Source organism: Nocardioides sp. NPDC023903 (genome assembly GCF_040639295.1).
Classification (GTDB): Bacteria; Actinomycetota; Actinomycetes; order Propionibacteriales; family Nocardioidaceae; genus Nocardioides.
This window is the reverse complement of sequence record NZ_JBEZZS010000003.1, coordinates 138,401-160,458: the sequence shown is the minus strand read 5'-3', so window position 1 is coordinate 160,458 and position 22,058 is coordinate 138,401. Positions and strand designations below refer to the sequence as shown.

The window sequence follows — 22,058 nt, the reverse complement described above, 5'->3', positions numbered from 1 at the left end:
TATCACGAAAGTCAGAGGGGCACGACTGGCCCTTCAGGGAACAGCCTAGTATCCCCACGTGCCTGCTCATCTCCTGGGACCACATGTCGTCGGCAAGCGGATCGTCATCCGTCGCCTTGTCCCCGGCGAGACCGGCCCTACCGGCGGTCCCGCCTTCACCGACATCCTCGGAGTCTGTACGTCCTGGGCCGACGGCATCGCGGTCATCGAGCGTGAGTCCGGGGAGCGGGTGAGCGTGCCCGTCGCCGAGATCGTCTCCGGCAAACCGGTGCCGCCACGGCCCAACGTACGGCTGCGGATCGGGGTACGCGAGGCCGAGCTGCTCAGCGCCGCGATCTTCCCCGGCACCACCTCGGAGCCGTTGGGCGAGTGGGTGCTCTTCGACCACGAGGTCTCGGTCCGCCGGCGGCCCAACTCCGCGCTGGCGATCGGCGACCCCGGCATCGGTCTGGATGCGGCGATCGACAAGGTCGAGAGCTACTACCGCAGCCGCCACAAGCGCCCCCGGGTGAAGATCGAGGTCGGGTCCGCGGTCGAGGAGGCCGTGGTCGCCCGCGGCTGGGTCGAGGACGTGACCGTCGGCTTCCAGCTCGCCGGGCTCGCCGCCACCCGCCGCCTCCTTCCACCGCCCGTCGAGGACGCCCGCGTGGAGATCACTGGGGCCAACGACGCCCAGGTGCTGATCACCTTCGGCGACACCGCCCGGATCATGGGCACGATGGAACGCGACTGGCTGGCCATCCACGACCTCGAGGTCGCCGAGCCACACCGTCGCCAGGGCCTCGCCACCAAGGCCCTCGCCACCCTGCTCGAGTGGGGCGCCGAACGCGGCGCCCGCGCCGCCTGGCTGCACGTCGAGACCAACAACGCCCCCGGCCTCGCCCTCTACGAGGGCCTCGGCTTCACCGAGCACCACCGCTGCCGCTACTACGCCTCGCCCACCCCCTGATCCGCCTAGGGAACCAACTCGGTCGCTCAACAGCTCCAGCCGATCTAGAGTGGCGGCGTGGAGAGCGCAAGGGCCGAGGCCACGAGCGAGGAACAGCCTAACCAGCGCACTCTCGGCGGACTGCGCGTAAGCGTTCCTGATGACGCATTCGACCCGCTTCCCGAGAGTGAGATCGCTTTCTGGGAGGGCTCGCTCGACGAAGACACGACGAGCTGACAGCCGGCATCTTGGTGGCGGCGATGACCGCTAGTCGGACAGCAGGTCCCACAGGTTGCCGAAGGGGTCCCGGAAGACCTGAAGGGTGCCGTAGGACTCCTCGCGCACCGGCCCGACGAGCTCGATGCCGGCGGCGACCAGCTTCTCGTGCGCCGCTGTGAAGTCGTCTACCCGCAGGAAGAACGTCACCCGGCCGCCGGTCTGATCACCGACCCTCTCGGTCTGTGCCGGGCCGTCGGCCCGGGCGAGGAGGAATCCGGTGCCGCCGCCCAGCGGACGTACGACCACCCATCGCTTCGGGCGGCCGTCGTTCGTGGTCGACGGGGCATCCTCGGTGACCTCGAAGCCGAGGACGTCGCGGAAGAACTCCACCGCCTCGTCGTAGTCGGGAACGACGATCGTGACCAGGTCCAGGTGCATGGGTGAACGGTAGGGCGCGGTCAGCAGGTCTTCAGGTCCGGGGATGCGGGACCTTCGTGGGTGAGAGCGTCGAGGGTGAGGGCGATGGCGGAGGTGCTCATCGGGATGAGCAGGTGGTCGGAGAGGTCGAGGGCACAGGCGTCCTGGATGCGTACGTTCGTGGTGTTCGGACCCTCGGCGAGGAAGCCGGAGGTGTGCGGCACGACCACCTCGTCGGTGGCGGTGACGATCTGGGTGTAGGAGATGTCGCCCGGGGTCTCGTCGCCGGCGTTCAGGTCGGCGAGGAACTGCGAGCCGGCGGCCTGCTGCGCACAGGACTGGCACAGACCAGTGGCTCCGATCGCGGTCCCGTCCATGACGATGGTCGTGCCGTGGTTGGAAGGGGCGAGGCCGACGAGGTCCTCGACGTGGGCAGCGCCACCGAGATTCTTGATGTAGTAACGCGGCATCATCCCGCCCTGGGAGTGACCGACGAGGGACACCTTGTCGGCGTCGGTGACCTCACGTACGCGCTCGATGAACTCACCCAGGTGAGCGGCCGAGTCCCGGATGTCGCCGGTCGCGCGGTTGCCGTAGTCGAACGAGTAGACGCAGAACCCGGCCCGCTTCATGGCCAGCGAGATCAGGTCCAGCAGCGAGCGGCGGTCGCCGAAGGTGCCGTGCACCAGGATCACCGGCGTCGGGCGCGCTGCCGACGGCGCGCACGACCAGTCGTTGGACCCGGCCGGGTCGCCATACGGCGACCCCGGCAGCGGGATCCCGGTCCGGCTCGGCCCCGCCGCGGCGGGAGCTGAGACCGGGGCCAGGACGAGTGCGACAGCAGCGAGAAGACTCAGCAGAAACGGGCGCATGACCGCTTCAACGAGCAGCTGTGATCCGCGTCACGGTGCACATCGCCGAGTCGGCGCGTCATGACGCGCCGACTCAGCGATGGTTTTTGTCAGGACCGGCCGACTCGGCTCAGTTGGGGTCGGCGGGGGGCGGCGGCTTCTCCGACTCGTCGGTGCACTCGACCTCGTCCTGCGGGATGTAGGTGGTCTTGAAGGTCTCGGTGTCGACCTTCGAGCCCGATCCCGCGTTGTAGAAGTCGCGCCAGACGTTGATCGAGAAGCCCGGGGCGCCGACGGTGTTCTCGCAGTTGCCGTCGGTGATCTTCTGCTTGCCCGGCGGCTTGAAGTCGTAGCGCTCGCCGGTGCGGGTCTTGATGTCCCAGATCTTGGTGGACCACATCTCGACGGTGACCGAACCCTGGCCGCTGGCGCTGGCGGGGTTGACCCAGGAGCGGATCAGGACGCCGTACTTGGTGTTGTTCTTGAACTTCAGGTCCAGCGAGGGCCAGGCGACGGTCGCCTCACGGCCGATCGGGTAGCGGTCGATGTAGAGCGAGTGCGCCTTGTGCTCGACGTCCTGGAGACCGGCGAAGAACATCGCGTTGAACGTGGTCGTCGCCATCTGCGAGACACCGCCGCCGTAGTCCTCGCGGAAGATCCCGTTCTGGATCATCCAGCCCTTGGTGAAGCCGTTGGCGGCCGTACGCTCCCCGACGATGCCGTTGAGGGAGAAGGTGTCGCCCGGCGCGAGCACGGTGCCGTTGACCAGCTCGGCTGCGCGGCCGATGTTGACGTTGCGGTATTCGGCGTAGGGGAAGTTGGTGGTGAAGGTGGAGACCTTCTCCTTCACGCCCCAGGCCTTGGCCTCTTCGGTGGTGACCTTCGGCTTGGCGACCTTCGACTTCACATCGACGGTGCGCTCGCCCTTGGGCGCCGTGACGACGTCGAGGAAGACCGCCTCCAGGTCCTTCTGGTTGAAGGTGACACCCGGCTTGGCGGGAATGACCTTCGGAGCGCCGTTGACCATCTTGATGGTCGCGTCGACCGGCTTGGCGGCGTCGTCGGCCAGAGCCTTCTTGAGCACCTTCTTGAGCTTGCTGGGCGCGACCGAGGCCTGCAGCTCGCCGTCCTTCGGGTCGAACCGGATCGCGTCGCCGAACTCCTTCGGGGACAGCTCCACCGGGGTCTTCTCGAACTTCAGCGTGATCGGCCCAGAGACCGCCGGGGTGGCGACCTTGTCGACCGCCTCCTGGACGTCGGCCTCGTCGACGTCGGGGGTGAGCTCCGCGAGAGGCACGTCGGCCTTGCGGTCGCCCTCGACGAGCAGCTGACCGGCGAGCGCGGTCCGGAGCGCGTCGTCGCTGACGCCCTCGCCCGCGACCGGCTGCGTGGTCTTGATCTTGCCCTTCTTGATGACGACGTCGCCGTCCTTGAAGGGGGTGCCGGCGCGCTTGTTCACCTTGGCGGCGACCTTGGCGATCAGCTTGTCGTCGGCCTTGATGACGGGCTCGATCTCGCCACCGCCGGTGAAGTGCTTCCACAGCTTGACCGGGCTCCAGCTGCGTACGGCGTTGGCCTTCTCGATCGTCGCCTCGGCGTCGAAGCTCAGACCCGCGTCGGCCGGGTTGACCTCGGTCGTGCTCTCGCCGGCGGTCACGTTGATCGGCTGGCTGTGGGCCGGGGCGAACTTCTGGTCCAGCAGCGGGGTCGCCTCGGCGGCCGTCATGCCGCCGATGTCCACGCCTGCGACCGTGGTGCCCTCGGAGATCTTCTCCCCGGCGACGGCGTACGCAGCAGCCCAGCCGGCGAAGGCCAGGATGGCGACGCCGCCCACGAGCGCGGCGGCGACCTTGGTGCCGGTGCCGACCGGCTTGCTCTCGGCCGCGACCGGCTGGGCGTAGTCGGGCTGCTCGAAGGCGGAGTGGTCGAAGGCCGACTGGTCGTACGCGGATTGGTCGAACCCGGACGGGTCGTACCCGGACTGGTCGAACCCGGAGTGGTCGGCGGGGCCCGGCTCGTTCACGACGAACGGCCCAACGCCCATGACGGTCGCCTCGAGCGGCTCGTCGTCGAAGTCGGGGGCGTCCTGGACCTGGTTGTTGAACGCGACCTCGGTGGCCGCGTCGCTGGCCAGGTCGGGGGCGGCGTCGACCGCGTCCGGCTCCGGGGCGAACTTCCGGTTCTTCGAGACGAAGAGGAAGTTGTCGTCCTCCGGCAGCTCCGCACGCTTCGGCAGCTCCGAGCGCAGCATCGTGCTGCGCAGCAGGGTCTCCTCAGCGGGATCCTCATCGGCGTCGTTCGGGACCGGCGCAGCACCCGTCGACTCGGCAACACGAGCATCGATCTCGATCTGAGGGATCATGATCGTCTCGATGGCAGCATCGTCCGCGCCAGCTTGGCTGGCGTTGGACCCGGCCGCGTCAGTTTGCTTCGCGGGCTCGGGGGCCTTGGAGGCCTCGGGCTCATTGGACATGCGGGAGAGCCTAGGACCTATACCCCCCTAGGCCGAACCCGTAGCCCATCTTGGGACGTTCGTCACTTCCCGGGGAGGTCCTGCTCCACCTGTGCCGTGACCCTCGACACAGTCGCCGCCGCCACCACGATCATCAGCACGGCCCAGAAGATCATCAGGTATCCAGCCACATCGCCCGCGACGGCATACCCGCCAGTAGGCCTCGGCGTCGCGGCTAGCGCGACCACGATCGCCCAGGCCGCGGCGTACGCGATCCTCGAGGCTCCCCGCGGCAGCACGAGCAGCATCGCCGAGGACGCGGCCACGGCGAGCAGCAGCCCCCACCACCACGGGTGGACGGCGACCGCCGCGACCCCGACGACGAGGCCGAGGAGAAGACCGGCCCCACAACGAGCCAGGCCGCTACCGAGCAGCCTCACAACCCGGCGAAGAGGTCGGTCAGGGTGGTCCCTTCGACGTCTCCCTTGGCGATCCGGAAGTGCTCGTGAGACCAGGCGGTCGTACCGAGGCTGTTGGTCATCGCGAAGATCCCCTGCTCCATGTCCATCTGGGTGGGGTAGGCGCGCATCGCGGCGACCTTCTGGTCGGCGTAGGCGGTGCCGTCGATCGCGGCAGCGATGTCGACGTCGGGCGTCGCCATCGGCAGCGGACCCTCGGGGTCCATCCCGCCGAGCGCGTCCTCGTCACCGGCCGCCCGGGCCGCCCGCAGCCCCTCGCGGATCCAGCTCTCCGCGATCGCGGTCCAGAAGATCCGGTCGATCTCGTGGGCCTCGCCGAGCTCCTTCTTGTAGGTCGGCACCGCGGCGAGATGGGCGGCGTACGTCGCGACCCGGTGGGCCTGGATGTGGTCGGGGTGGCCGTAGTTGCCGAACTCGTCGTAGGTGACCAGCACCTGCGGACGCACCTCGCGAATGATCGTGACGAGGTGGTCGGCGGCCTCGTTGAGGTCGGCGTACCAGAAGGCGTTCTCGCGGGCCTCGGGGTCGGGGAGCGCGTGGGTGCGGTCCTCGCTCCAGGTCATCCCGGAGTCGCGGTAGTTGCCGAATCCGCCCAGCCAGCGGTGGTCGACCTGGCTGCCGTCGGGCGCCTTCAGGGCCGCCATCGCGTCCTCGATCTCGCCCCGGCGGTGCACGCCCAGGCCGTCCTCCTGGTCTGCGGCGAGGTGGGCGAGGCCGGGCACCAGGATCTCGCCCATCTCACCGGCCGTGCAGGTCACCAGGGTGACGCGGGCGCCCTCGGCGAGATATCTCGCCATCGTCGCCCCCGTCGCGATCGTCTCGTCGTCGGGGTGGGCGTGCACGAGCAGCAGGCTCTTCTGAGAATTCACGAACTCGATCCTAGGTCGGGGCGCTTTATCCGCTTCGGGTTGTCAGGGAGCTCGACGGGTTCGGGGGCGATCGAGTCGTCCGGTGCGTCCTCGGGGATGTCGAGCCAGCCGTCGTACTCGTCCACCAGCAGCTCCAGGACCATCTCCGGGGCGTCCGTCTCCACCGACCACGGGTGGTCCTCGTCGTCGTCCTCGCCCTGGTAGCGCTCCCGGGTGACCCGGGCCGTCCAGCCCTCGCGCTCGAGCGTCGACGCGGCGGTCCGGGCCGCCTCCTCCTCGAAGAAGATGCCGCGCAGGGTGGGCCCGTCGGGCACGCCGAGTACGTGGCGGAGCGCATCGAGGAACGGACGGTCGGGCTCCAGCCAGTCGACCGAGTCGAGGTCCTCGGCCGCCAGCCAGAGGACCTGGTCGTGCTCGCGCGGCCTCGGCTCGCCCGCGACCACCCGGGCGGTCGCGGCGATCAGCCGGCCGGCGGCCCCGCCGATGACCGACTCGCCCTCCATCCAGTCGAGCACCTCGATCAGGCAGCCGAGCTCCTCGCCGATCTCGCGGACGAGGGCCGCCTCGGGCGTCTCCCCATCCTCGACCTTGCCGCCGGGGAGCTCCCAGCGTCCGGCGGCCTCGGGCGGGGACGTACGCCTCGCGGCCAGCACCTGCTTGCCGTCGGCGCTGAGGATCGCCGCGGCCACTACGGTCTTGGGGCTGTTCACGTGTGAGATTGTTCCCTAGACACCCGGAAAGTGGTGTCTCTTGGGTACGCTCCAACGCCGTGCCCCGCCGTCTTCTGCTCATCGCCTGCCTGCCCCCGTCCGGGGACCATTCATGAGCGATCAGCAGTGGCCCCCGCGGCGCCCCGGCGAGCCTCGCCCGCCCTACCGGGGACAGCAGCCCTACCCGGGCCCGCGGCAGCAGCCCCAACGACCACAGGCACAGCCGGGACGACAGCAGCAGCCGCAGCACCCGGGGCAGGCGGGTCAGCAGCAGCCCCACCCCGGCCAGCAGCGGCCTCATCCGGGGCAGCACCAGCCCTACCCCGGCGGGCAGCGCTACCCGGACCAGCGGCCGTACCCGCCTCAGCAGCAGCCCTACCCGCCGGCACAGCAGCAGCCCTATCCGCTTGAGCAGCAGCCTTACGGCCAGCAGCCCTACCCGGATCAGCAGCCTTATCCGGAGCAGCCTTACCCTCAGCAGCCCTATCCCGAGCAGCCCTACGGGCAGCAGCCTCCCCCGGGATACCCGCAGGATTTCGGTCCCGGCCGGTTCGGGTCCGAGCCGCCGAAGAAGCGGCGGCGGTGGCCGAAGGTTCTCGTGATCCTGCTGGTGCTCGCGCTGGTCGGTGTCGGCGGCTACGGGGCGTACGACTTCTACGACCAGACGCAGAAGTGGGCGCAGACCACGACCGACGACCTGAACGGCGTCGGCAGCGACCTGTCGGTGGCCGTGGCGTCGCTGCGCAGCGTCGGCTGGGAGGTCACCGCTGCCGACATCGGCACCTGGCTGGAGCAGCCGGGCGCCTACGGCGACGGCCTCAGGCTGCGTACGCTGCAGGCCGACGAGGCAGGCAACAGCTTCGAGGTGGCGGGCTACCGGACCTGGCAGGACACCTACGCCAAGCGCGACCACACCACGGTCGTGTGCGCCAACATCACCCTCGCGACCGGGACTCAGAAGCCGCTGAGCGAGTCGATCACGACCTGCCCCGAGGACGTCCCGAAGACGGCACCGGACGCCGCCCAGACCGACTCTGACACGAAGGCGGGCGGGGTCACCGGCCACCTCGCCGAACTGGCGGTGCAGGCCTCCGAGCAGCGCGCCGCCGGCGCAGCCGAGGGCAAGCTCCTCCAGGTCGCGGCACCGACGAGGCCGGTCGGCAACCCACGCGCCGACTCGACCGGGCTCGTGTGCTCGCCGGGGACGAAGGACCTCGGCGAGGGCGAGGGGTACGACGAGGGCCGGCTGATCCCGGTGCGGCTCTGCGCGGTCGAGGGGCTGCCCAACACCGGCACCGAGAGCACCAAGGGCGACCCCTACTACATCGACGGCTCCGACGGCCTGACCGTCGTCAACGCACGCATCTCCGGGGCCGCGGCGGCGCTGGTCAAGAGGGCCTCGAAGCAGGGCGTCGACCTGGTCGCGGGCAGCTCGTTCCGGACGATGAAGAAGCAGAAGGCGCTGTGCCAGGAGGACGTCACCGGCGGCTGCCCGACCGGCGACTACACGCTCACCGCGCAGCCCGGCCACTCATCCCACCAGCTCGGCATCGCCATCGACTTCGAGCAGCCGAGCGCGACCGGCGGCAAGACCTGCGCGACGCGGGCCTCGGAGCCGGCCAGCGCGGTGTGGCGGTTCCTGAACAAGAACGCTCTGAACTTCGGACTGAAGCAGTACTCGGCCGAGGCCTGGCACTGGGACGCGTACGGCGGGAAGGACCGCTGCGCCCCGATGTGACCGCCCCGCTCTGACCCGTCAGACGCGCGGCAGCCGAGCCAACTGACGCGCCTGGGCGACCAGCTTGCCCTCGGAGTCCCAGACCTCGCAGTCCTCCTCGAACATGCCGCCCGAGAGGTTGCGGGAGAAGTGGGTGACCTTGAGCCAGCCCGGCGCCGGCTTGTGGCGGATGTGGCAGGTGAGCTCGAGCGTCGGCGCCCAGCCCGGCAGCTCGAGCCCGAAGGTGACCGGCGGGAGCGCGTCGAGCACCTGCAGCAGCGAGAGCGGGTCGGGCTCGCGGTCGTGATGACGGAACCAGCCGGTGAAGACCGCCTCGCCGGTCGGCGCGGCGCCGCCCCAGACGAACTGCTCCTTCGGCACGCAGAGCTCGTAGCGGTCCAGCATCGGCACGAACTTCTTCATCTCCTCGGGCGCCGTGGTCGAGGAGAGGCACTCATCGAGCGGCGGCAGCTCCGGCTCGGTCGCGGTGACCCGCTCGAAGCCGCTGCTCTTGGCGTGGAGACCGTCGAGGTCCGCGTACGTCGCCGTGGTGGTGATCCGCAGCTCCTCGCCCTGCCACAGCTCGGCGGTCGCGATGGCCAGCGAGCCCTTGTCGCGCTTGGTCTCGATGCGGACCTCCGCCGGCCCCGGGGTGCTCGCGCCGGCATAGAACGCGCTCAGCACGATCGGGTCCGGGTGGTTCGGCAGGTGGGCCCGCAGCGCGTTGCCGATGACCGCGAGCAGGTAGCCGCCGTTGACTCCACCGCCGACCACCCAGCCGGGGGCGAGATCGGCTGCGTACGTCTTCTCGTCGGTCCTACGGACCGCGATGTCACGGTCGAACTCCGCCTGTTCCCTATTACCCATGGGTAATAATCTAGATCGGGACCCGATGTGGTGGACGATGGGGGCATGACCGAGACGCCATCGACGGATGACCCCCGGCACCCGCACTGGGTCTACCACCACGGCTCCGAACCGGACCCGCGGTTCACGTTGGCCAACGAGCGCACCTTCCTGGCCTGGGCGCGCACCGTGCTCGGCCTGCTCGCCGGTGCGGTCGCGCTGCACTCGTTCCAGGTGCCCACCACGGAGGGCGTACGTGTCGGGGTGATCGCTCTGCTGGTGCTCACCGCGATCGTGTGCACCGTCCTCGCGATGGTCCGTTGGGCACGGGTCGAGCGCGCGATGCGGGAGCGGCGCCCGCTGCCGGCGTTCTCCACCGGGTTCATCCTCGCCGGGGCGCTGCTGCTCATCGCGGTGCTGCTCGGCGTCTCGCTCGTCTTCTGAACCACCGGCTGATCCGCTCGTCACGAGCGTGAAACATGCGTTCCATACGGTTTCGGCCATGACTGCCCCGACCGTGACGGCACTGCAGCCGGGAACCGGACCGATCAGCTCCACGACCTACCTCCCGGCCGAGGTCGACAACGTGCTGTGGGGGCGGCTGCCCTGCGCGACGGACTCCCCCGTGCTGAGCATCTCGCCGGGGAGCTCGGTGACCGTGGACACGATCTCCCACGAGGGCATCCTCGAGGATCAGGGGCGGAACCCAGAGAGGTTCTTCTCGGCCCACGGCGTATCGGAGGTCCTCTCCGACGCGGTCGCGCTCGCGGCGTCGGGCTATGAGCGGACCTTCGGCGTCGACGGGCCGCACGTCGTCTCGCGGCCGATCGAGGTCGAGGGTGCCGAGGTCGGTGACCTGCTCGCGATCACGGTGCTGGAGGCGCTGCCGCGGGTGCCCTACGGCGTCGTGTCGAACCGCCACGGGCGCGGCGCGCTGCCGGGCGAGTTCCCGCGCGGAGACTCGCCGGTGCACAGCGTCTTCACCCCCGTCGTCGACGGGCGCGGGGTGATCGGGCCGGCGTCGTTCGCCCTCGACCCGTTCCTCGGGATCATGGGGGTCGCAGTGCCGGGATCCTCTCGGCCGCACTCCGTGCCGCCCGGGTCGCACGGCGGCAACATCGACATCCGGCTACTCACGGCCGGAGCGACCCTCTACCTGCCCGTCCAGGTCGCCGGGGCGCTGGCGTACGTCGGCGACCCGCACTTCGCGCAGGGTGACGGCGAGGTCTCGCTGACCGCGCTCGAAGCCTCGCTCCGGGCGACGCTCCGCTTCGACCTGGTCGCCCGCGAGGAGGCCGCCACGCGGTTCGGCGAGTTCGCCGGTCCGCTGGCGGAGACGTCCGAATTTCTCATCCCCACCGGGCTCGACGAGTCCCTCGACGTGGCCATGCAGAACTGCGTCCGTGCCGCGATCGCCCTGCTCAGCGCGCGCTTCGGGATGGAGCCGGAGGCTGCGTACGCCTACCTGTCGGCGGCCACCGACTTCCGCATCTCTCAGGTCGTCGACGTCGTCAAAGGCGTACACGCCACGATCCGCAAGGCAGACTTCGCCCTATGACCCCTCGACAAGCTGGGGACGGCGCCCAGCTCAAGCCGGTCCCACACGGGCTGCTGCAGGCCTTCCGAGCGTACGAGAGCGCGCTGATGTCCGACGACGTCGCCGCTCTGGACGCGCTCTTCGCCGACTCACCGACCACCCTGCGCGGCGACGCCGCCGGACTGCTCGTCGGGCACGAGCAGATCGCCGCCTTTCGTGGGTCGCGCGGCGGCGCACCGAAGCGGCGCATCGTGCAGACCCACGTGCAGGTGATCGACGAGGACCACGCGCTGATCGTGGCCGTCACCGAGGCGACCGTAGCGAGGCCGAGCGGCGAGCTTGCTCGTCCGCTCGCGCCGAGCGAGGGAGCAACCGCGCGAAGCGCGGAGCTCGACCGCGGCGGACGCGGGCTGCAGACGCAGCTGTGGGCGCGGGACCCGGTGCGGATCGAGTACGGCGGCTGGCAGGTCACCGCGGCCCATGTCTCGGCGCCCGCGCCCGCCTTCGACACCCGGATCTGGCGGGTCGTCGGCGACCCGCTGGTCTCCTCGCACACCGCCGACGGCGCCCTCTCCGGAGAGACCGTCGCGGTCAAGGACCTCTTCGCGGTCGCAAGTTTCGCGGTCGGCGCCGGGAGCCCTTCATGGCTGGAGCAGGCGCCGGTGGCAACGTCGCACGCCGCCGCCGTCGCCGCGTTGCTCGACGCCGGGGCGTCGGTCCGCGGGATCGCGCGCACCGAGGAGTTCGCCTACTCGCTGTCGGGCCTCAACGCCCACTACGGGGCGCCGCCGAACCCGAAGGCTCCCGGCCGGATCCCCGGCGGCTCGTCATCGGGATCGGCGACCGCGGTCGCCCTCGGCCAGGCCTCGATCGGCCTCGGCACCGACACCGGCGGCTCGATCCGGGTCCCTTCCGCCTATCAGGGCCTCTACGGGATCCGTACGTCGCACGGGGCCGTCTCGCGCGAGGGGCTGCTTCCGCTCGCGAAGGCCTTCGACACCGTCGGCTGGATGACTCGTTCGGCGTTCCTGCTGCAGGCGGTGGGTGACGTACTGCTGCCGGACGCGCCGCCGGCGTCGTCGCCCTCCCTGGACGAGATCCACCTGGTGCCGTCGCTGGTCGGGCTCGCCTCGGAGGATGTGGCCACCGCGGTGAGCGAGGCGCTGCCCGAGGCCAAGCCGCTGGCCTGGGAACCGGCGCAGCTGGACGAGTGGCGCCAGGCCTTCGTCACCGGGCAGGCCTTCCAGGCGTGGCAGGCCCACGGGGCCTGGCTCGAGACCCGGCTGGACACGCTCGGCGAGGCGGTGCGGGGCCGGTTCGAGATGGCTCGTTCGGTGACCAGGGAGCAGGCCGCCGAGGCGCGGGCCGTGCTCGCGCAGGCGCGTACGGAGATCGTCGACGTCGTCGGCGACCGTGTCCTCGCCTATCCCAGCGCCTCTTCCGTGGCGCCCACCGCTGCCGACGCGGCCGGGGTGCGCGGCGACACCATGCGCCTCACCTGCATCGCCGGGATCGCCGGCCTCCCCGCCGTCTCGATCCCGGTCCGCACGCCGACCAATCTCCCGGCCGGACTCTGCCTGGTCGCCGCCCCCGGCCGCGACCGCGACCTCCTCGCCCTGGCGCAGAGCTTCGCGGGGTAGCCGCCGGGCGTTACACAAAGGCAACCTGCGTTTCGGACGCCGAAACGCTCGTTTCATAGGCTGACCTGGTGACGATGACGCTCGCCGAGTTCGACGCCCTGCCTGCCGAGGCGGCAGAGACGCTGGTCGCACCCTGTGTCGCGATCCCCTCGTGGGCGGCCGGGCTGGTCGCGGGGCGTCCCTATACGGACGTACCCGACCTGCTCGCCACCGCGAGGCAGCTCGCCGCGGCTTGGACGGACGAGGAGGTCGAAGGAGCCCTGGCCGACCACCCCCGGATCGGGGAACGGCACGCCGGGGACGGGCCGAGCGCGGCGCTCTCCGCCCGTGAGCAGGCCGGGGTCGACCCGGCCGACGTCGAGGTGCAAGCCCGGCTCAAGGCGGGCAATGCCGCTTATGAGGAGCGATTCGGGCGGATCTATCTGGTGCGGGCGGCGGGACGCAGCGCCGAGCAGATGCTCGCGCTTCTCGAGGAGCGGCTGGAGAACGACCCGGCTACCGAAATCACGGTGACCAAGGGCCAGCTCGCCGAGATCGCGATGCTCCGACTGCAAACCTTGATCGTGTGACACTGCGTCGTATGACCACCGTCTCCACACACGTACTCGACGCCGCCCTCGGCAGGCCCGCCGCCGGGCTCGCGCTCTACCTCACCCTCCCCGACGACAGCGCGCGCACCGCGACCACCAACGCCGACGGGCGGGTGCGGTTCGACGGCGACGTGCCGCCCGGGCCACACATGCTGACCTTCGCGACCGGGCCCTGGTTCGCCGAGCAGGATCGCGAGACCTTCTTCCCCGAGGTGACCATCGGGTTCACCGTCACCGCCGGCGAGCACCACCATGTCGCCCTCCTGCTCAGCCCGTTCTCCTACACGACCTATCGAGGAAGCTGATGTCGATCACTCTTGGCCCCAACCAGCACGGCAAGGCGGAGGTACGCCTGGTCAAGGTCGACAGGGAAGGCGCGCGACACACCATCCACGACCTGAACGTGTCCACCCAGCTCAGAGGCGACTTCGCGACGGCCTTCACCGAGGGTGACAACGTGCACGTGCACGCCACCGACACCCAGAAGAACGTGGTCTACGCGAAGGCCAAGGAGCTCGGCATCACCTCGCCGGAAGCGTTCCTGCTCGACCTCACCGCCTACTGGGCGGAGCAGCCGTGGGTGACCGGGTCGGTGATGAAGGCCGAGTCCTACGTCTGGGACCGAATCCCGGCGAACGAATTTTCGTTCGCCCGGCGCGGTCAGGAGACGCGTACGGCGGTGGTCAACAGCCATGGCGAACGAAAATTTGTTCTGTCGGGCCTGGCCGACCTGGTGGTGCTCAAGTCCACCGGATCGGAGTTCCACGGCTTCCCGCGCGACCGCTACACCACCCTCACCGAGACAACCGACCGGATCCTGGCGACCGAGGTCACCGCGTGGTGGCGGTGGGAGACCCACCCGGAGGACTGGAACGCGGCCTACGACCGGATCCGCACGATCATGCTCAATACCTTCGCGGAGGTGCACTCGCTCGCGCTGCAGCAGACCATCTACGAGATGGGCAAGGCAGTGATGGAGGCCTACGAGGGGATCGCGGAGTTCAAGATCTCCTGCCCCAACAAGCACCACTTCCTCGTCGACCTCTCCCCCTTCGACCTCGACAATCCGAACGAGGTCTTCTTCGCCGCCGACCGCCCCTACGGGCTCATCGAGGCGACCCTGCAGCGCGACGGATCGACCGAGCCGGACGCCTGGGCATCGGTCCCTGGCTTCGCGTGATGACCGTGAGCACAACTCGGGTGGACCAGCGGATCGACCGGCGGATAGCCACGCACTACCAGGAGCTCTCGCCGCAGGAGCGCAAGGCGGCCGACACGCTGCTGGAGCATCTCGACGACCTGGCGACCTACCGCGCGGCCGAGCTGGCCTCGCTCGCGGAGGTGTCCAAAGCGACGATGAGCCGGCTCTTCCGGTCGCTGGGATTCGACGGCTTCGACGAGGTACGCGACCACCTGCGGGGGCTGCGTACGGCCGGCGAGCCGCGACGTGTCGAGGGCGCGCCCGACCTCAGCGCCCACGCCGAGGGAGAAGCCGCCGCGATCGCACGGGTCGTGGAGCAGGCCGGCATCGCCGCGGCGATCGAGGCCATCGCCAGGGCGAGCGACGTGATGGTCGCGGGCTGGCGCAACTCCTACCCGGTCGCGCTCCATCTGCGCCAGCAGCTCACCCAGACCCGCGAGCGGGTCACGCTCGCTCCGGCTCCCGGCCAGGTCATCGGCGAGGAGCTGGCCGAGCTCGGCCCGGGATCGGTGGTGGTCGCGGTCGGGCTCCGCCGCCGGCCGCCCGGCTTCGGCGGGTTCGTCGACGCCGCCGCTGCCTCCGGCAGCACGGTGATCGTGATCGCCGACCCGACCGGAACGGTCCACCTCGGCCGCGCCGACATCGCGCTGGAGTGCCCGGTCCAGGGCGCTCTCGCCTTCGACTCCCTGGCCGCGCCGATGTCGCTGGCGAGCGTGCTCGCCGACGGCGTACTCCACGAGCGGGGACGGGCCGGACGCGACCGCGTCTCGGCCATCAGTGCCACCTACGACCGACTCCACGAGGTCGAGTGATGCCGGGGAGCAGAATGGCAGTAGGACATCGATCCGGGGGGATCTTATGAGCGACACCATGTGGCTGGAGCAGGCCATTGCGCTGGCTGTGCGCAACGTCAACAACGGTGGTGGCCCGTTCGGGGCCATCATCCTGCGCGAGGGCATCCTGCTCGGCACCGGGCAGAACCGGGTCACCCGCGACCTGGACCCGAGCGCGCACGCCGAGGTCGTCGCGATCCGTGCCGCCTGCAAGGAGGCCGACAGCTTCTCGCTGGCCGGCTGCACGCTCTACACCTCGTGCGAGCCCTGCCCGATGTGCCTGGCGACCGGGCTGTGGGCGCGCCTGGACCGCGTCGTCTACGCGGCCGACCGTGACGACGCGGCCAAGGGCGGGTTCGACGACCGCGCCTTCTACGACCTGTTCGGGACCGGCCGCGCCAACGAGCACCACGACTGGCCGACCAAGGTCGACGAGCTGCGGATCCCGCAGGCGTACGACCCGTTCGACGCGTGGCTCGCGAAGCGGGACCGCACGGACTACTGACCGGCTAATGACCGGCTACTGCGAGGCGTCCATCCCCATCCGCTCCAGCGCGACCGACTCCAGGAGCTGGACGAGGTTGTAGAGCACCAGCGTGACCACGGTGATGATCGCGACGGCTGCCCACAGGTCGTCGAACCGGGCGGCGGCGGGGAACTTCTGGATGTTGCCGCCGATGCCCTTGCCGGTCGAGAGCCACTCGGCCAGCAGCGCGCCGGTCACGGCGCCGGGCACCGAGACCCGGGCGGCGGCGAAGATCGACGGGAGAGCGCCGGGCAGCGACACCTTCCGGATCGCGGTGAGCCGCGAGCCCCCGTAGACGGCGACGAGGTCCAGCGACTGCGGCGAGGCCTGCGAGAGCCCGAACAGGACCGCGGCCAGCGCCGGGAACAGCACCACGATGATCCCGAGCACCACAACCGAGGCGGTCGAAGCGCGGCCGGTGATCAGCATGACCACCGGCGCGATCGCGACCAGCGGGATCGAGCGCAGCAGCAGCGCCAGCGGCATCACGCCGGCCTCGACCGTACGCGACAGGTTGAACAGCACCGCTGCCACCACCGCGATCGCCATCCCGGCTAGGAAGCCGAGCGCGGCGTCCCTCAGGGTCACCCACGTCAGCGGGAACAGCTCCGCGCGATGGGCGGCTGCGTCCGGCCCCGTGAAGAGGTGGTCGACCACGTCCAGCGGCCCCTTCGCGACGAACTCCGAGACGCTGGAGAACGACACGAACGCCTGCCAGAGCACGACCACGATCGCGAGCGCGGCGACCGTGTGCAGCACCGGTCCCAGGACCGCCCGCGACAGACCCTTGGCACCCGACCTCATCCGGACCTCCCGGCAACCCACGGCGTCACCAGACGCGAAACCAGTCCCAGCAGCAGATAGCCGGCCAGGGCGACCAGGGCACAGACCAGGAAGACGGCCCAGAGCCGCTCTGGGTCGGGCTTGCCCTGCAGGACGATCAGCGTGCGCCCGACGCCACGGTCGGTGGAGCCGAGGTACTCGCCGAGAACGGCACCGAGGATCGCGGTCGGCACCGCGATCTGCAGCGCGTTGAGGATCGCCGGCACGGCCGCGACGAGGCGTACCTTCACCAGCTGCGTCCACACCGACCCGCCGTAGACCCGCACCACGTCGAGCGAGGCGCGATCGGCCGATTTGAACCCGAGCACGGCCCCGACAACGGTCGTGAAGAAGACCATCAGCGCGGCCAGGAAGATCGACGTCTTCGACGGGTCACCGGGCTGCTCGGCACCGCCGAGCACCACGATCGAGATGCCGCCCACGGCGACCACGGGCAGGCAGTACGTCGTCACCGCGATCTGCATGATCACCGGCTCCAGCCACGGCACCAGCAGCACCAGCGAGGCCAGCAGCAGGGCGATCAGGTTGCCCCACAGGAACCCGATCGACGCCTCCATCAGCGTCTCGCGGAGCACTCCGCCCCAGAACGCCGACGGGCCCGCCGCGGCCATCTCGGAGAGGACCGTCCACGGCGGCGGCACCGGCGTGAACCCGGTCCCCGGGTCGGGCGGGAACCCGACCACGGCCACGACCGCCCACAGCACGAAAAGGGCGACCACGCCGATCAGACCGGCGAGCCAGCCCGGCACCCGCATCAGACTCTGCTTGTTCAAGATTCCGCCTCGGCGCGCCCATCGTCGCCGAAGAGCAGCTCGGAGGCCCGGTCGGCCAGCGCGTGGAACTCCGGCGTACGCATCATGTCGGGCGTCCGCGGCCGGGGAAGGTCGACTTCGATGATCTCCTTGATCCGGCCCGGTCGCGGCGACATCACCGCGACCCGGTCGGAGAGGAAGATCGCCTCGTTCACGCCGTGGGTGACCAGCAGGGTGGTCGCCGGCTTCTCGGTCCAGATCCGGAGCAGCTCCAGGTTGAGGTTCTGCCGGGTCATGTCGTCCAGCGCACCGAACGGCTCGTCGAGCAGGAGGACCGACGGCTTCAGCGCCAGCGCCCGGGCGATCGAGACCCGCTGCCGCATCCCGCCGGAGAGCTGCGCGGGGCGGGACTTCTCGAAGCCCTCCAGCCCGACGAGCTTGATCAGCTCGTGGATGTAGGACATGTCGGGACGCCGCCCGGCGACCTCGAAGACGAGCTTGATGTTGCCGACCACCGAGCGCCACGGCAGCAGCGCGTGGTCCTGGAACGCGATCCCCAGCTCGGAGTCACGCCGCAGGTCTTCGGGAGCCTTGCCGTCGACGTACGCCTCTCCGCTCGTCGGCGTCTCCAGGCCCGCGAGGATCCGCAGGATCGTCGACTTGCCGCAGCCGGAGGGGCCCAGCAGGGCCAGGAACGAGCCCTGATCGGTGTGGAGCTCGGTGTCCTTGAGCGCGGTGACGGCCTTCGACCCGGAGCCGAAGACCTTGCTGATTCCGGAGATGTGGATGCCGGTGCCGCCGTCGGTCTCCGCCGCGGGAGCACCGGCATCCATGAGCTTGTCCTGAGCCATGACTACTTCTGGTACGCCTTCAGCTCGGGGTTCTCCTCGTAGATCTCGTCGATGATCGAGGTGTCGAACAGATCCTCGACCGAGACCTCCCAGCCGGCGGCGGCGAGGGAGTCGACGGTCTGCTGCTGGAGCTCGTCGGAGATGGTGAAGAGGCCGTTCTTCTCGGTCTCCGGCGTCGAGATCAGCTTCTGCGACTCCTCGAGACCGCGCTTGGTCTTGACCGGGTCGAGCTCGCCGAAGCTGGCCTCGAGGCCGTCGGAGTCGCTGGCCGCCTTGTTGTAGTGGGTGGTGACGACCTTGACGACCTCGTCGGAGGGGTTCTTGAAGGTCTCGGTCCAGCCCTTGATCTCGGCGGTCAGCAGCGCCTTGAGGAGGTCGCGGTTCTCGGCGAGGTACTGGTCGGTGACGGTGTAGGTCTCGGCGACGTACGGCACGCCGTTCTCGGCGTAGGGAAGGTTGGTGACCTCGTGGCCGGCGAGCTCGACGGTGATCGACTCGTTGGTCAGGTAGGCCATGAAGCCGTCGACCTGGCCCTTCATCAGCGGCGTCGGGTCGAACTCGACCGGGACGACGGTGATGTCGTCCTTCTTCTCCTCCAGGCCGTTGGCCGCCAGGATCGCCTTGAAGACGTTGACGTTGGAGTCCTGGACGCCGATCTTCTTGCCCTTGAGGTCGTCCGGCGTCGCGATGTTGCCGCCGTCCTTGAGGGAGAGGATCGTGAACGGGTTCTTCTGGAAGGTGGCGCCGATGATCTTCAGCGGCGCCTCCTGCTCGGCGATCGCGGAGCCGACCGAGGCGGCGTCGTTGATGGCGACCTGGACCTTGCCGGAGAGCAGCTTGGCGACACCGGTGTCGGGGCCGGAGATGCCGTTGACGGCGTCGAAACCGGCTTCCTCGTAGTAGCCCTTGTCCTCGGCGTAGTACTCGCCGGCGAACTCCTCGTTCTTGATCCAGGAGTACTGCATCGAGATGGTGCCGAAGCCCTCCTCGCTGCTGCCTCCCTCGGAGTCGGAGCCGCAGGCGGCCAGGGTGGTGGCGGCGGCCAGGGACAGGAGGGCCGCGGCGGCCCTCAGTTGCACAGACTTACGTCGCGAGGTCCGAGAGGCGGGGGTAGACATCGAAACGAGTTCCCTTCGAGGAGTTTCACGCACAGGTCTCGGGGACCGTAGCGAGCGGAGGTTTCAGGTGCTGGCACCGGCGTTTCGGCGTTGTAACGACCTTTTCAAGACGAAACAGTCGAACGTGGCGTTCGATCCCGAGACACGGCGTCCGCTGGACAACAATGCCGTGGCTGTTGTCTAGTTACCCAACGCGCGTAGACCGAGTCGCATGTGCCGTCTGCCACACCGGATCCGCCGTTATCGGTTCGTGATCAGCCCGAGACCTTACGGTGACCAAACCGTCAGGTCGTGCGGCGCAGCAGCGGCGGATGCAGGTGCTCGGCAGAGCCCCGGCGGAAGAGCTGAGCCGGTCGGCCACCGTCCCGGGTCGTCGTGGTGCCCGTGGGCTCGAGGAAGGCCTCGGTCTTGGTGACCTTGCGATGGAAGTTGCGGGGATCGAGGCGCTCGCCCCAGACGATCTCGTAGACCCGGCGCAGCTCGGCGACGGTGAACTCCTCGGCACAGAACGCCGCGCCCAGCGGTGAGTACTCCAGCTTGGAGCGGGCGCGCTCGACGCCGTCACGCAAAATCGCCGCGTGGTCGAAGGCAAGGCCGTCGCCGACCAGGAGCGAGTCGACCGGGCACCACTGCGCGTCCGCCGCGTCCGATCCCGCCGCGGGCACCGGCAGGTCGGGAGCGAGCGCGAGATAGGCGACCGTCACGACCCGCGCCCGCGGGTCCCGCCCCGGAGAGCCGTACGTCGCCAACTGCTCGACATGCACGCTCCCCGGCCGGATGCCGGTCTCCTCGGCGAGCTCGCGCGCCGCTGCCTCCTCGAGGCCCTCGTCGTCGAGGACGAAGCCTCCCGGCAGCGCCCAGTCACCCTCGAACGGCTCGATGCCGCGGCGTACGACCAGGGCGCAGAGCGCGTCGTCACGAACGGTGAGCACGACGAGATCTACGCTCACGGCGAACTTGGGGCACTCCACGTGGCAGACCCTAGATGATCGAGCGGTGCACCCGGGCGTGCCAGGCGCCGACGGCGGTGGCGAGCCCGATCAGGATGCCAGCGAGCAGCAGCCCACCGCCGATGTGCCACAGCAGCATCCCGGCGCCGGCGAAGGCACCGAGCAGGATCAGCAGGACGGTGATCGCGCGCCGCGCGGTGCCACCTCCACGGAAGGACGCCTTGCCGGACCCGATCGGTGAGTCGGCCGCGAGGCCGGTGATCGTGCTGGTGACGACGACGGTGGTGACGTCCTTGACCGCGATGTGGCGAGCGGCCGCAGCCTGGGTCCCCATGGCGAGCGCGGCGAGGGTGGTGGTCGTGATCATCACCGCGCTCGAGGGCTCGTCCCCGGCGACGAAGAGCAGTCCGGCCAGCGCCAGCATCACCGCTGCGACCAGGGAGAACAGTGCGGTCGTACGCCCACCCCAGGCCCGTTTGTCGGCCTTCAGCACCCGCCCACCGAGCGCGGCTCCGGCCATGAACCCGACCAGCGCAAGCGCCGGCCCGAGGACCGGCAGGTCGGTGTCGCCGACCAGCGCCATGCCGAGGATGACCACGTTGCCGGTCATGTTGCCGGTGAACACCTTGTCCAGACCGAGGTAGCCGACGGCGTCGTTGATGCCCGTGGTGAAGGTGAGCACGAGCATCAGCCACAGATGCATGCGGTCGGCGGGAACGGTCTTCAGCAGCGAGTTCACCCGCGCATTGTGCCGGACCCTCGATCACCCCTCGGCGATCGCTCCCGCGGCCACCGCGAGATCGGCCACGCCGGCGGCGAGCTCCTCCGGCCGGTCGGTGGCCAGGTCCAGGTGGAACCCGAACAGGGAGGAGTCGACGAGCGTGACGATCCGGCCCGCACGTTCGGGCGGCGCACCACAAGCGGTGATGTAGGCACGCAGCGCGGCGTACCAGAGCTCGTTGGTCTCGCGGACGACCGAGCGGTAGGGCTCCATCCCGATCAGCCCGGTCGCGGCTGCCTGCAGGTAGATCTGCAGGCAGCTGTGCAACGGATCGGTGCGGTAGGCCCGCCACAGCGCCTCGACCCCGGCGCGTACGCCGTCGGCAGGCTCCAGCGCCCCGACCGCCGCCACGGAGAGCTCGTTGGTGCGCGCCACCACCGCAGCGACCAGCTCGTCGCGGCCGCCGAAGTGGTAGATCAGCATCCGGTCGCTGGTGCCGATCGCGGCCGCCAGCGGACGCAGGGTCAGGCCGATCAGGCCGTGCTGCAGCACGTGCTCGACCACCTGCCCGAGGAGCTCCTCCTTGCGGTCCATGAAAAGCATTATGCCCAACATGTAGCGACTGCTACATTTGGTGCGATGTAGCAGTCGCTACATGCGCCTCAGGAGGACCCGAAGATGTACGCCGCCATTCTGCTCGTCGCCGCGATCGCGATCGAGGTCGTCAGCACCGCGCTGCTCCCCCGCACCGAGGGCTTCCGCAACCTCGGCTGGTCGGTCGCCGTCCTGGCCGGCTACGGCGCCTCGATCTGGCTGCTTTCGGTGGTCGTGGAGCGGATGCCGGTCTCGGTGGCGTACGCCATCTGGTCAGGCCTCGGCACCGCGCTGGTCGCGGGCATCGGCGTGATGTTCCTCGGCGAGCACCTCACCGCCGCCAAGGCCGGATTCCTGGCGATGATCGTCGTCGGCGTGGTCGGGCTGAACCTCTCCGGCGCCCACTGAGCCGCT

The 22,058-nt window shown here is 69.8% G+C and carries 25 protein-coding genes; 11 read left to right on the top strand and 14 right to left on the bottom strand.

Annotated features, from left to right (window positions below; translation table 11 throughout):
* The first annotated feature begins 58 nt into the window (after positions 1-58).
* Entirely contained in the window at positions 59-949 is an 891-nt protein-coding gene (locus AB0F44_RS05730) for a GNAT family N-acetyltransferase (RefSeq protein ID WP_357353521.1), read from the top strand.
* 246 nt (positions 950-1,195) lie between these two features.
* On the opposite strand, the gene AB0F44_RS05725 is transcribed toward AB0F44_RS05730, so the two are convergent.
* The 6 genes from AB0F44_RS05725 to AB0F44_RS05700 all read right to left on the bottom strand — a co-directional run bounded on the left by AB0F44_RS05725 (position 1,196) and on the right by AB0F44_RS05700 (position 6,925).
* Complete coding sequence (locus tag AB0F44_RS05725) at positions 1,196-1,585, bottom strand: VOC family protein (protein ID WP_357353519.1); 390 nt, start codon at positions 1,583-1,585, stop codon at positions 1,196-1,198.
* Between the two features lie 20 nt (positions 1,586-1,605).
* On the bottom strand, positions 1,606-2,436 hold the full coding sequence (locus AB0F44_RS05720) for an alpha/beta fold hydrolase (RefSeq protein WP_357353517.1): 831 nt from the start codon (positions 2,434-2,436) through the stop codon (positions 1,606-1,608).
* A gap of 109 nt (positions 2,437-2,545) precedes the next feature.
* Entirely contained in the window at positions 2,546-4,888 is a 2,343-nt protein-coding gene (locus tag AB0F44_RS05715) for a VanW family protein (protein ID WP_357353515.1), read from the bottom strand.
* Positions 4,889-4,950: 62 nt separating this feature from the next.
* Positions 4,951-5,307 (bottom strand): hypothetical protein, encoded by a 357-nt coding sequence (locus AB0F44_RS05710; RefSeq protein ID WP_357353513.1) that lies wholly within the window; start codon positions 5,305-5,307, stop codon positions 4,951-4,953.
* Positions 5,304-6,215, bottom strand: a complete 912-nt coding sequence (mshB, locus tag AB0F44_RS05705) for an N-acetyl-1-D-myo-inositol-2-amino-2-deoxy-alpha-D-glucopyranoside deacetylase (protein WP_357353511.1) — start codon at positions 6,213-6,215, stop codon at positions 5,304-5,306. Before mshB ends, AB0F44_RS05710 begins: the two co-directional genes overlap by 4 nt.
* On the bottom strand, positions 6,212-6,925 hold the full coding sequence (locus tag AB0F44_RS05700) for a (deoxy)nucleoside triphosphate pyrophosphohydrolase (RefSeq protein WP_357353509.1): 714 nt from the start codon (positions 6,923-6,925) through the stop codon (positions 6,212-6,214). Before AB0F44_RS05700 ends, mshB begins: the two co-directional genes overlap by 4 nt.
* Before the next feature lie 112 nt (positions 6,926-7,037).
* Between AB0F44_RS05700 and AB0F44_RS05695 the strand changes: the two genes are divergently transcribed.
* Positions 7,038-8,663, top strand: coding sequence for a D-alanyl-D-alanine carboxypeptidase family protein (locus AB0F44_RS05695; protein WP_357353507.1), 1,626 nt, complete (start codon positions 7,038-7,040; stop codon positions 8,661-8,663).
* An 18-nt stretch (positions 8,664-8,681) separates the two neighbouring features.
* On the opposite strand, the gene AB0F44_RS05690 is transcribed toward AB0F44_RS05695, so the two are convergent.
* Positions 8,682-9,509, bottom strand: a complete 828-nt coding sequence (locus tag AB0F44_RS05690; RefSeq protein WP_357353505.1) for a thioesterase family protein — start codon at positions 9,507-9,509, stop codon at positions 8,682-8,684.
* 45 nt (positions 9,510-9,554) lie between these two features.
* Here AB0F44_RS05690 and AB0F44_RS05685 point away from each other — a divergent pair, with 45 nt between their 5' ends.
* The 8 genes from AB0F44_RS05685 to AB0F44_RS05650 all read left to right on the top strand — a co-directional run bounded on the left by AB0F44_RS05685 (position 9,555) and on the right by AB0F44_RS05650 (position 15,794).
* Positions 9,555-9,932, top strand: coding sequence for a DUF202 domain-containing protein (locus tag AB0F44_RS05685; RefSeq protein ID WP_357353503.1), 378 nt, complete (start codon positions 9,555-9,557; stop codon positions 9,930-9,932).
* 58 nt (positions 9,933-9,990) lie between these two features.
* Positions 9,991-11,046: an acetamidase/formamidase family protein gene (locus AB0F44_RS05680; protein ID WP_357353501.1), complete on the top strand. Its 1,056-nt coding sequence runs from the start codon at positions 9,991-9,993 to the stop codon at positions 11,044-11,046.
* The gene (locus AB0F44_RS05675) at positions 11,043-12,665 is read left to right on the top strand and encodes an AtzH-like domain-containing protein (RefSeq protein WP_357353499.1); all 1,623 of its coding nucleotides are present in this window, start codon (positions 11,043-11,045) and stop codon (positions 12,663-12,665) included. Before AB0F44_RS05680 ends, AB0F44_RS05675 begins: the two co-directional genes overlap by 4 nt.
* Positions 12,666-12,739: 74 nt before the next feature.
* Positions 12,740-13,234, top strand: coding sequence for a 2-oxo-4-hydroxy-4-carboxy-5-ureidoimidazoline decarboxylase (gene uraD / locus AB0F44_RS05670; RefSeq protein ID WP_357353741.1), 495 nt, complete (start codon positions 12,740-12,742; stop codon positions 13,232-13,234).
* 11 nt (positions 13,235-13,245) lie between these two features.
* Positions 13,246-13,560: a hydroxyisourate hydrolase gene (gene uraH, locus AB0F44_RS05665; RefSeq protein WP_357353497.1), complete on the top strand. Its 315-nt coding sequence runs from the start codon at positions 13,246-13,248 to the stop codon at positions 13,558-13,560.
* Positions 13,560-14,435 carry a factor-independent urate hydroxylase gene (gene pucL, locus AB0F44_RS05660; RefSeq protein WP_357353495.1) on the top strand — a complete coding sequence of 292 codons (876 nt, stop codon included), beginning with the start codon at positions 13,560-13,562 and terminating at the stop codon, positions 14,433-14,435. The genes uraH and pucL overlap by 1 nt, the downstream gene beginning before the upstream one ends.
* A gap of 5 nt (positions 14,436-14,440) precedes the next feature.
* Positions 14,441-15,268: a MurR/RpiR family transcriptional regulator gene (locus tag AB0F44_RS05655; RefSeq protein ID WP_357353493.1), complete on the top strand. Its 828-nt coding sequence runs from the start codon at positions 14,441-14,443 to the stop codon at positions 15,266-15,268.
* A gap of 46 nt (positions 15,269-15,314) precedes the next feature.
* Positions 15,315-15,794, top strand: a complete 480-nt coding sequence (locus AB0F44_RS05650; protein WP_357353491.1) for a nucleoside deaminase — start codon at positions 15,315-15,317, stop codon at positions 15,792-15,794.
* 15 nt (positions 15,795-15,809) lie between these two features.
* Here the strand turns inward: AB0F44_RS05650 and AB0F44_RS05645 are convergent, their stop codons facing one another.
* The 7 genes from AB0F44_RS05645 to AB0F44_RS05615 all read right to left on the bottom strand — a co-directional run bounded on the left by AB0F44_RS05645 (position 15,810) and on the right by AB0F44_RS05615 (position 21,644).
* Complete coding sequence (locus tag AB0F44_RS05645) at positions 15,810-16,619, bottom strand: ABC transporter permease subunit (RefSeq protein ID WP_357353489.1); 810 nt, start codon at positions 16,617-16,619, stop codon at positions 15,810-15,812.
* Positions 16,616-17,431, bottom strand: a complete 816-nt coding sequence (locus AB0F44_RS05640) for an ABC transporter permease subunit (RefSeq protein WP_357353487.1) — start codon at positions 17,429-17,431, stop codon at positions 16,616-16,618. Before AB0F44_RS05640 ends, AB0F44_RS05645 begins: the two co-directional genes overlap by 4 nt.
* A complete protein-coding gene (locus AB0F44_RS05635; protein WP_357353485.1) occupies positions 17,428-18,261 on the bottom strand; it encodes an ABC transporter ATP-binding protein in 834 nt (277 codons plus the stop codon). The genes AB0F44_RS05640 and AB0F44_RS05635 overlap by 4 nt, the downstream gene beginning before the upstream one ends.
* Positions 18,262-18,263: 2 nt before the next feature.
* Entirely contained in the window at positions 18,264-19,340 is a 1,077-nt protein-coding gene (locus AB0F44_RS05630; RefSeq protein WP_357353483.1) for an ABC transporter substrate-binding protein, read from the bottom strand.
* Positions 19,341-19,663: 323 nt separating this feature from the next.
* A complete protein-coding gene (locus AB0F44_RS05625) occupies positions 19,664-20,350 on the bottom strand; it encodes an NUDIX domain-containing protein (protein ID WP_357353481.1) in 687 nt (228 codons plus the stop codon).
* Between the two features lie 10 nt (positions 20,351-20,360).
* The gene (locus tag AB0F44_RS05620) at positions 20,361-21,068 is read right to left on the bottom strand and encodes a YoaK family protein (protein WP_357353479.1); all 708 of its coding nucleotides are present in this window, start codon (positions 21,066-21,068) and stop codon (positions 20,361-20,363) included.
* 24 nt (positions 21,069-21,092) lie between these two features.
* On the bottom strand, positions 21,093-21,644 hold the full coding sequence (locus AB0F44_RS05615) for a TetR family transcriptional regulator (RefSeq protein ID WP_357353477.1): 552 nt from the start codon (positions 21,642-21,644) through the stop codon (positions 21,093-21,095).
* A gap of 84 nt (positions 21,645-21,728) precedes the next feature.
* On the opposite strand from AB0F44_RS05615, the gene AB0F44_RS05610 reads away from it, so the two are divergent.
* Positions 21,729-22,052, top strand: coding sequence for a multidrug efflux SMR transporter (locus AB0F44_RS05610; protein WP_160024812.1), 324 nt, complete (start codon positions 21,729-21,731; stop codon positions 22,050-22,052).
* The last annotated feature ends 6 nt before the right edge of the window (positions 22,053-22,058 follow it).

Coding starts and splice junctions, on each gene's coding strand:
- AB0F44_RS05725 (WP_357353519.1), bottom strand. CDS start 1,585: ATGCACCTGGACCTGGTCACGATCGTCGTTCCCGACTACGACGAGGCG.
- AB0F44_RS05720 (WP_357353517.1), bottom strand. CDS start 2,436: ATGCGCCCGTTTCTGCTGAGTCTTCTCGCTGCTGTCGCACTCGTCCTG.
- AB0F44_RS05715 (WP_357353515.1), bottom strand. CDS start 4,888: ATGTCCAATGAGCCCGAGGCCTCCAAGGCCCCCGAGCCCGCGAAGCAA.
- AB0F44_RS05695 (WP_357353507.1), top strand. CDS start 7,038: ATGAGCGATCAGCAGTGGCCCCCGCGGCGCCCCGGCGAGCCTCGCCCG.
- AB0F44_RS05690 (WP_357353505.1), bottom strand. CDS start 9,509: ATGGGTAATAGGGAACAGGCGGAGTTCGACCGTGACATCGCGGTCCGT.
- AB0F44_RS05685 (WP_357353503.1), top strand. CDS start 9,555: ATGACCGAGACGCCATCGACGGATGACCCCCGGCACCCGCACTGGGTC.
- AB0F44_RS05680 (WP_357353501.1), top strand. CDS start 9,991: ATGACTGCCCCGACCGTGACGGCACTGCAGCCGGGAACCGGACCGATC.
- AB0F44_RS05675 (WP_357353499.1), top strand. CDS start 11,043: ATGACCCCTCGACAAGCTGGGGACGGCGCCCAGCTCAAGCCGGTCCCA.
- uraD (WP_357353741.1), top strand. CDS start 12,740: ATGACGCTCGCCGAGTTCGACGCCCTGCCTGCCGAGGCGGCAGAGACG.
- uraH (WP_357353497.1), top strand. CDS start 13,246: ATGACCACCGTCTCCACACACGTACTCGACGCCGCCCTCGGCAGGCCC.
- pucL (WP_357353495.1), top strand. CDS start 13,560: ATGTCGATCACTCTTGGCCCCAACCAGCACGGCAAGGCGGAGGTACGC.
- AB0F44_RS05650 (WP_357353491.1), top strand. CDS start 15,315: ATGAGCGACACCATGTGGCTGGAGCAGGCCATTGCGCTGGCTGTGCGC.
- AB0F44_RS05645 (WP_357353489.1), bottom strand. CDS start 16,619: ATGAGGTCGGGTGCCAAGGGTCTGTCGCGGGCGGTCCTGGGACCGGTG.
- AB0F44_RS05635 (WP_357353485.1), bottom strand. CDS start 18,261: ATGGCTCAGGACAAGCTCATGGATGCCGGTGCTCCCGCGGCGGAGACC.
- AB0F44_RS05615 (WP_357353477.1), bottom strand. CDS start 21,644: ATGGACCGCAAGGAGGAGCTCCTCGGGCAGGTGGTCGAGCACGTGCTG.
- AB0F44_RS05610 (WP_160024812.1), top strand. CDS start 21,729: ATGTACGCCGCCATTCTGCTCGTCGCCGCGATCGCGATCGAGGTCGTC.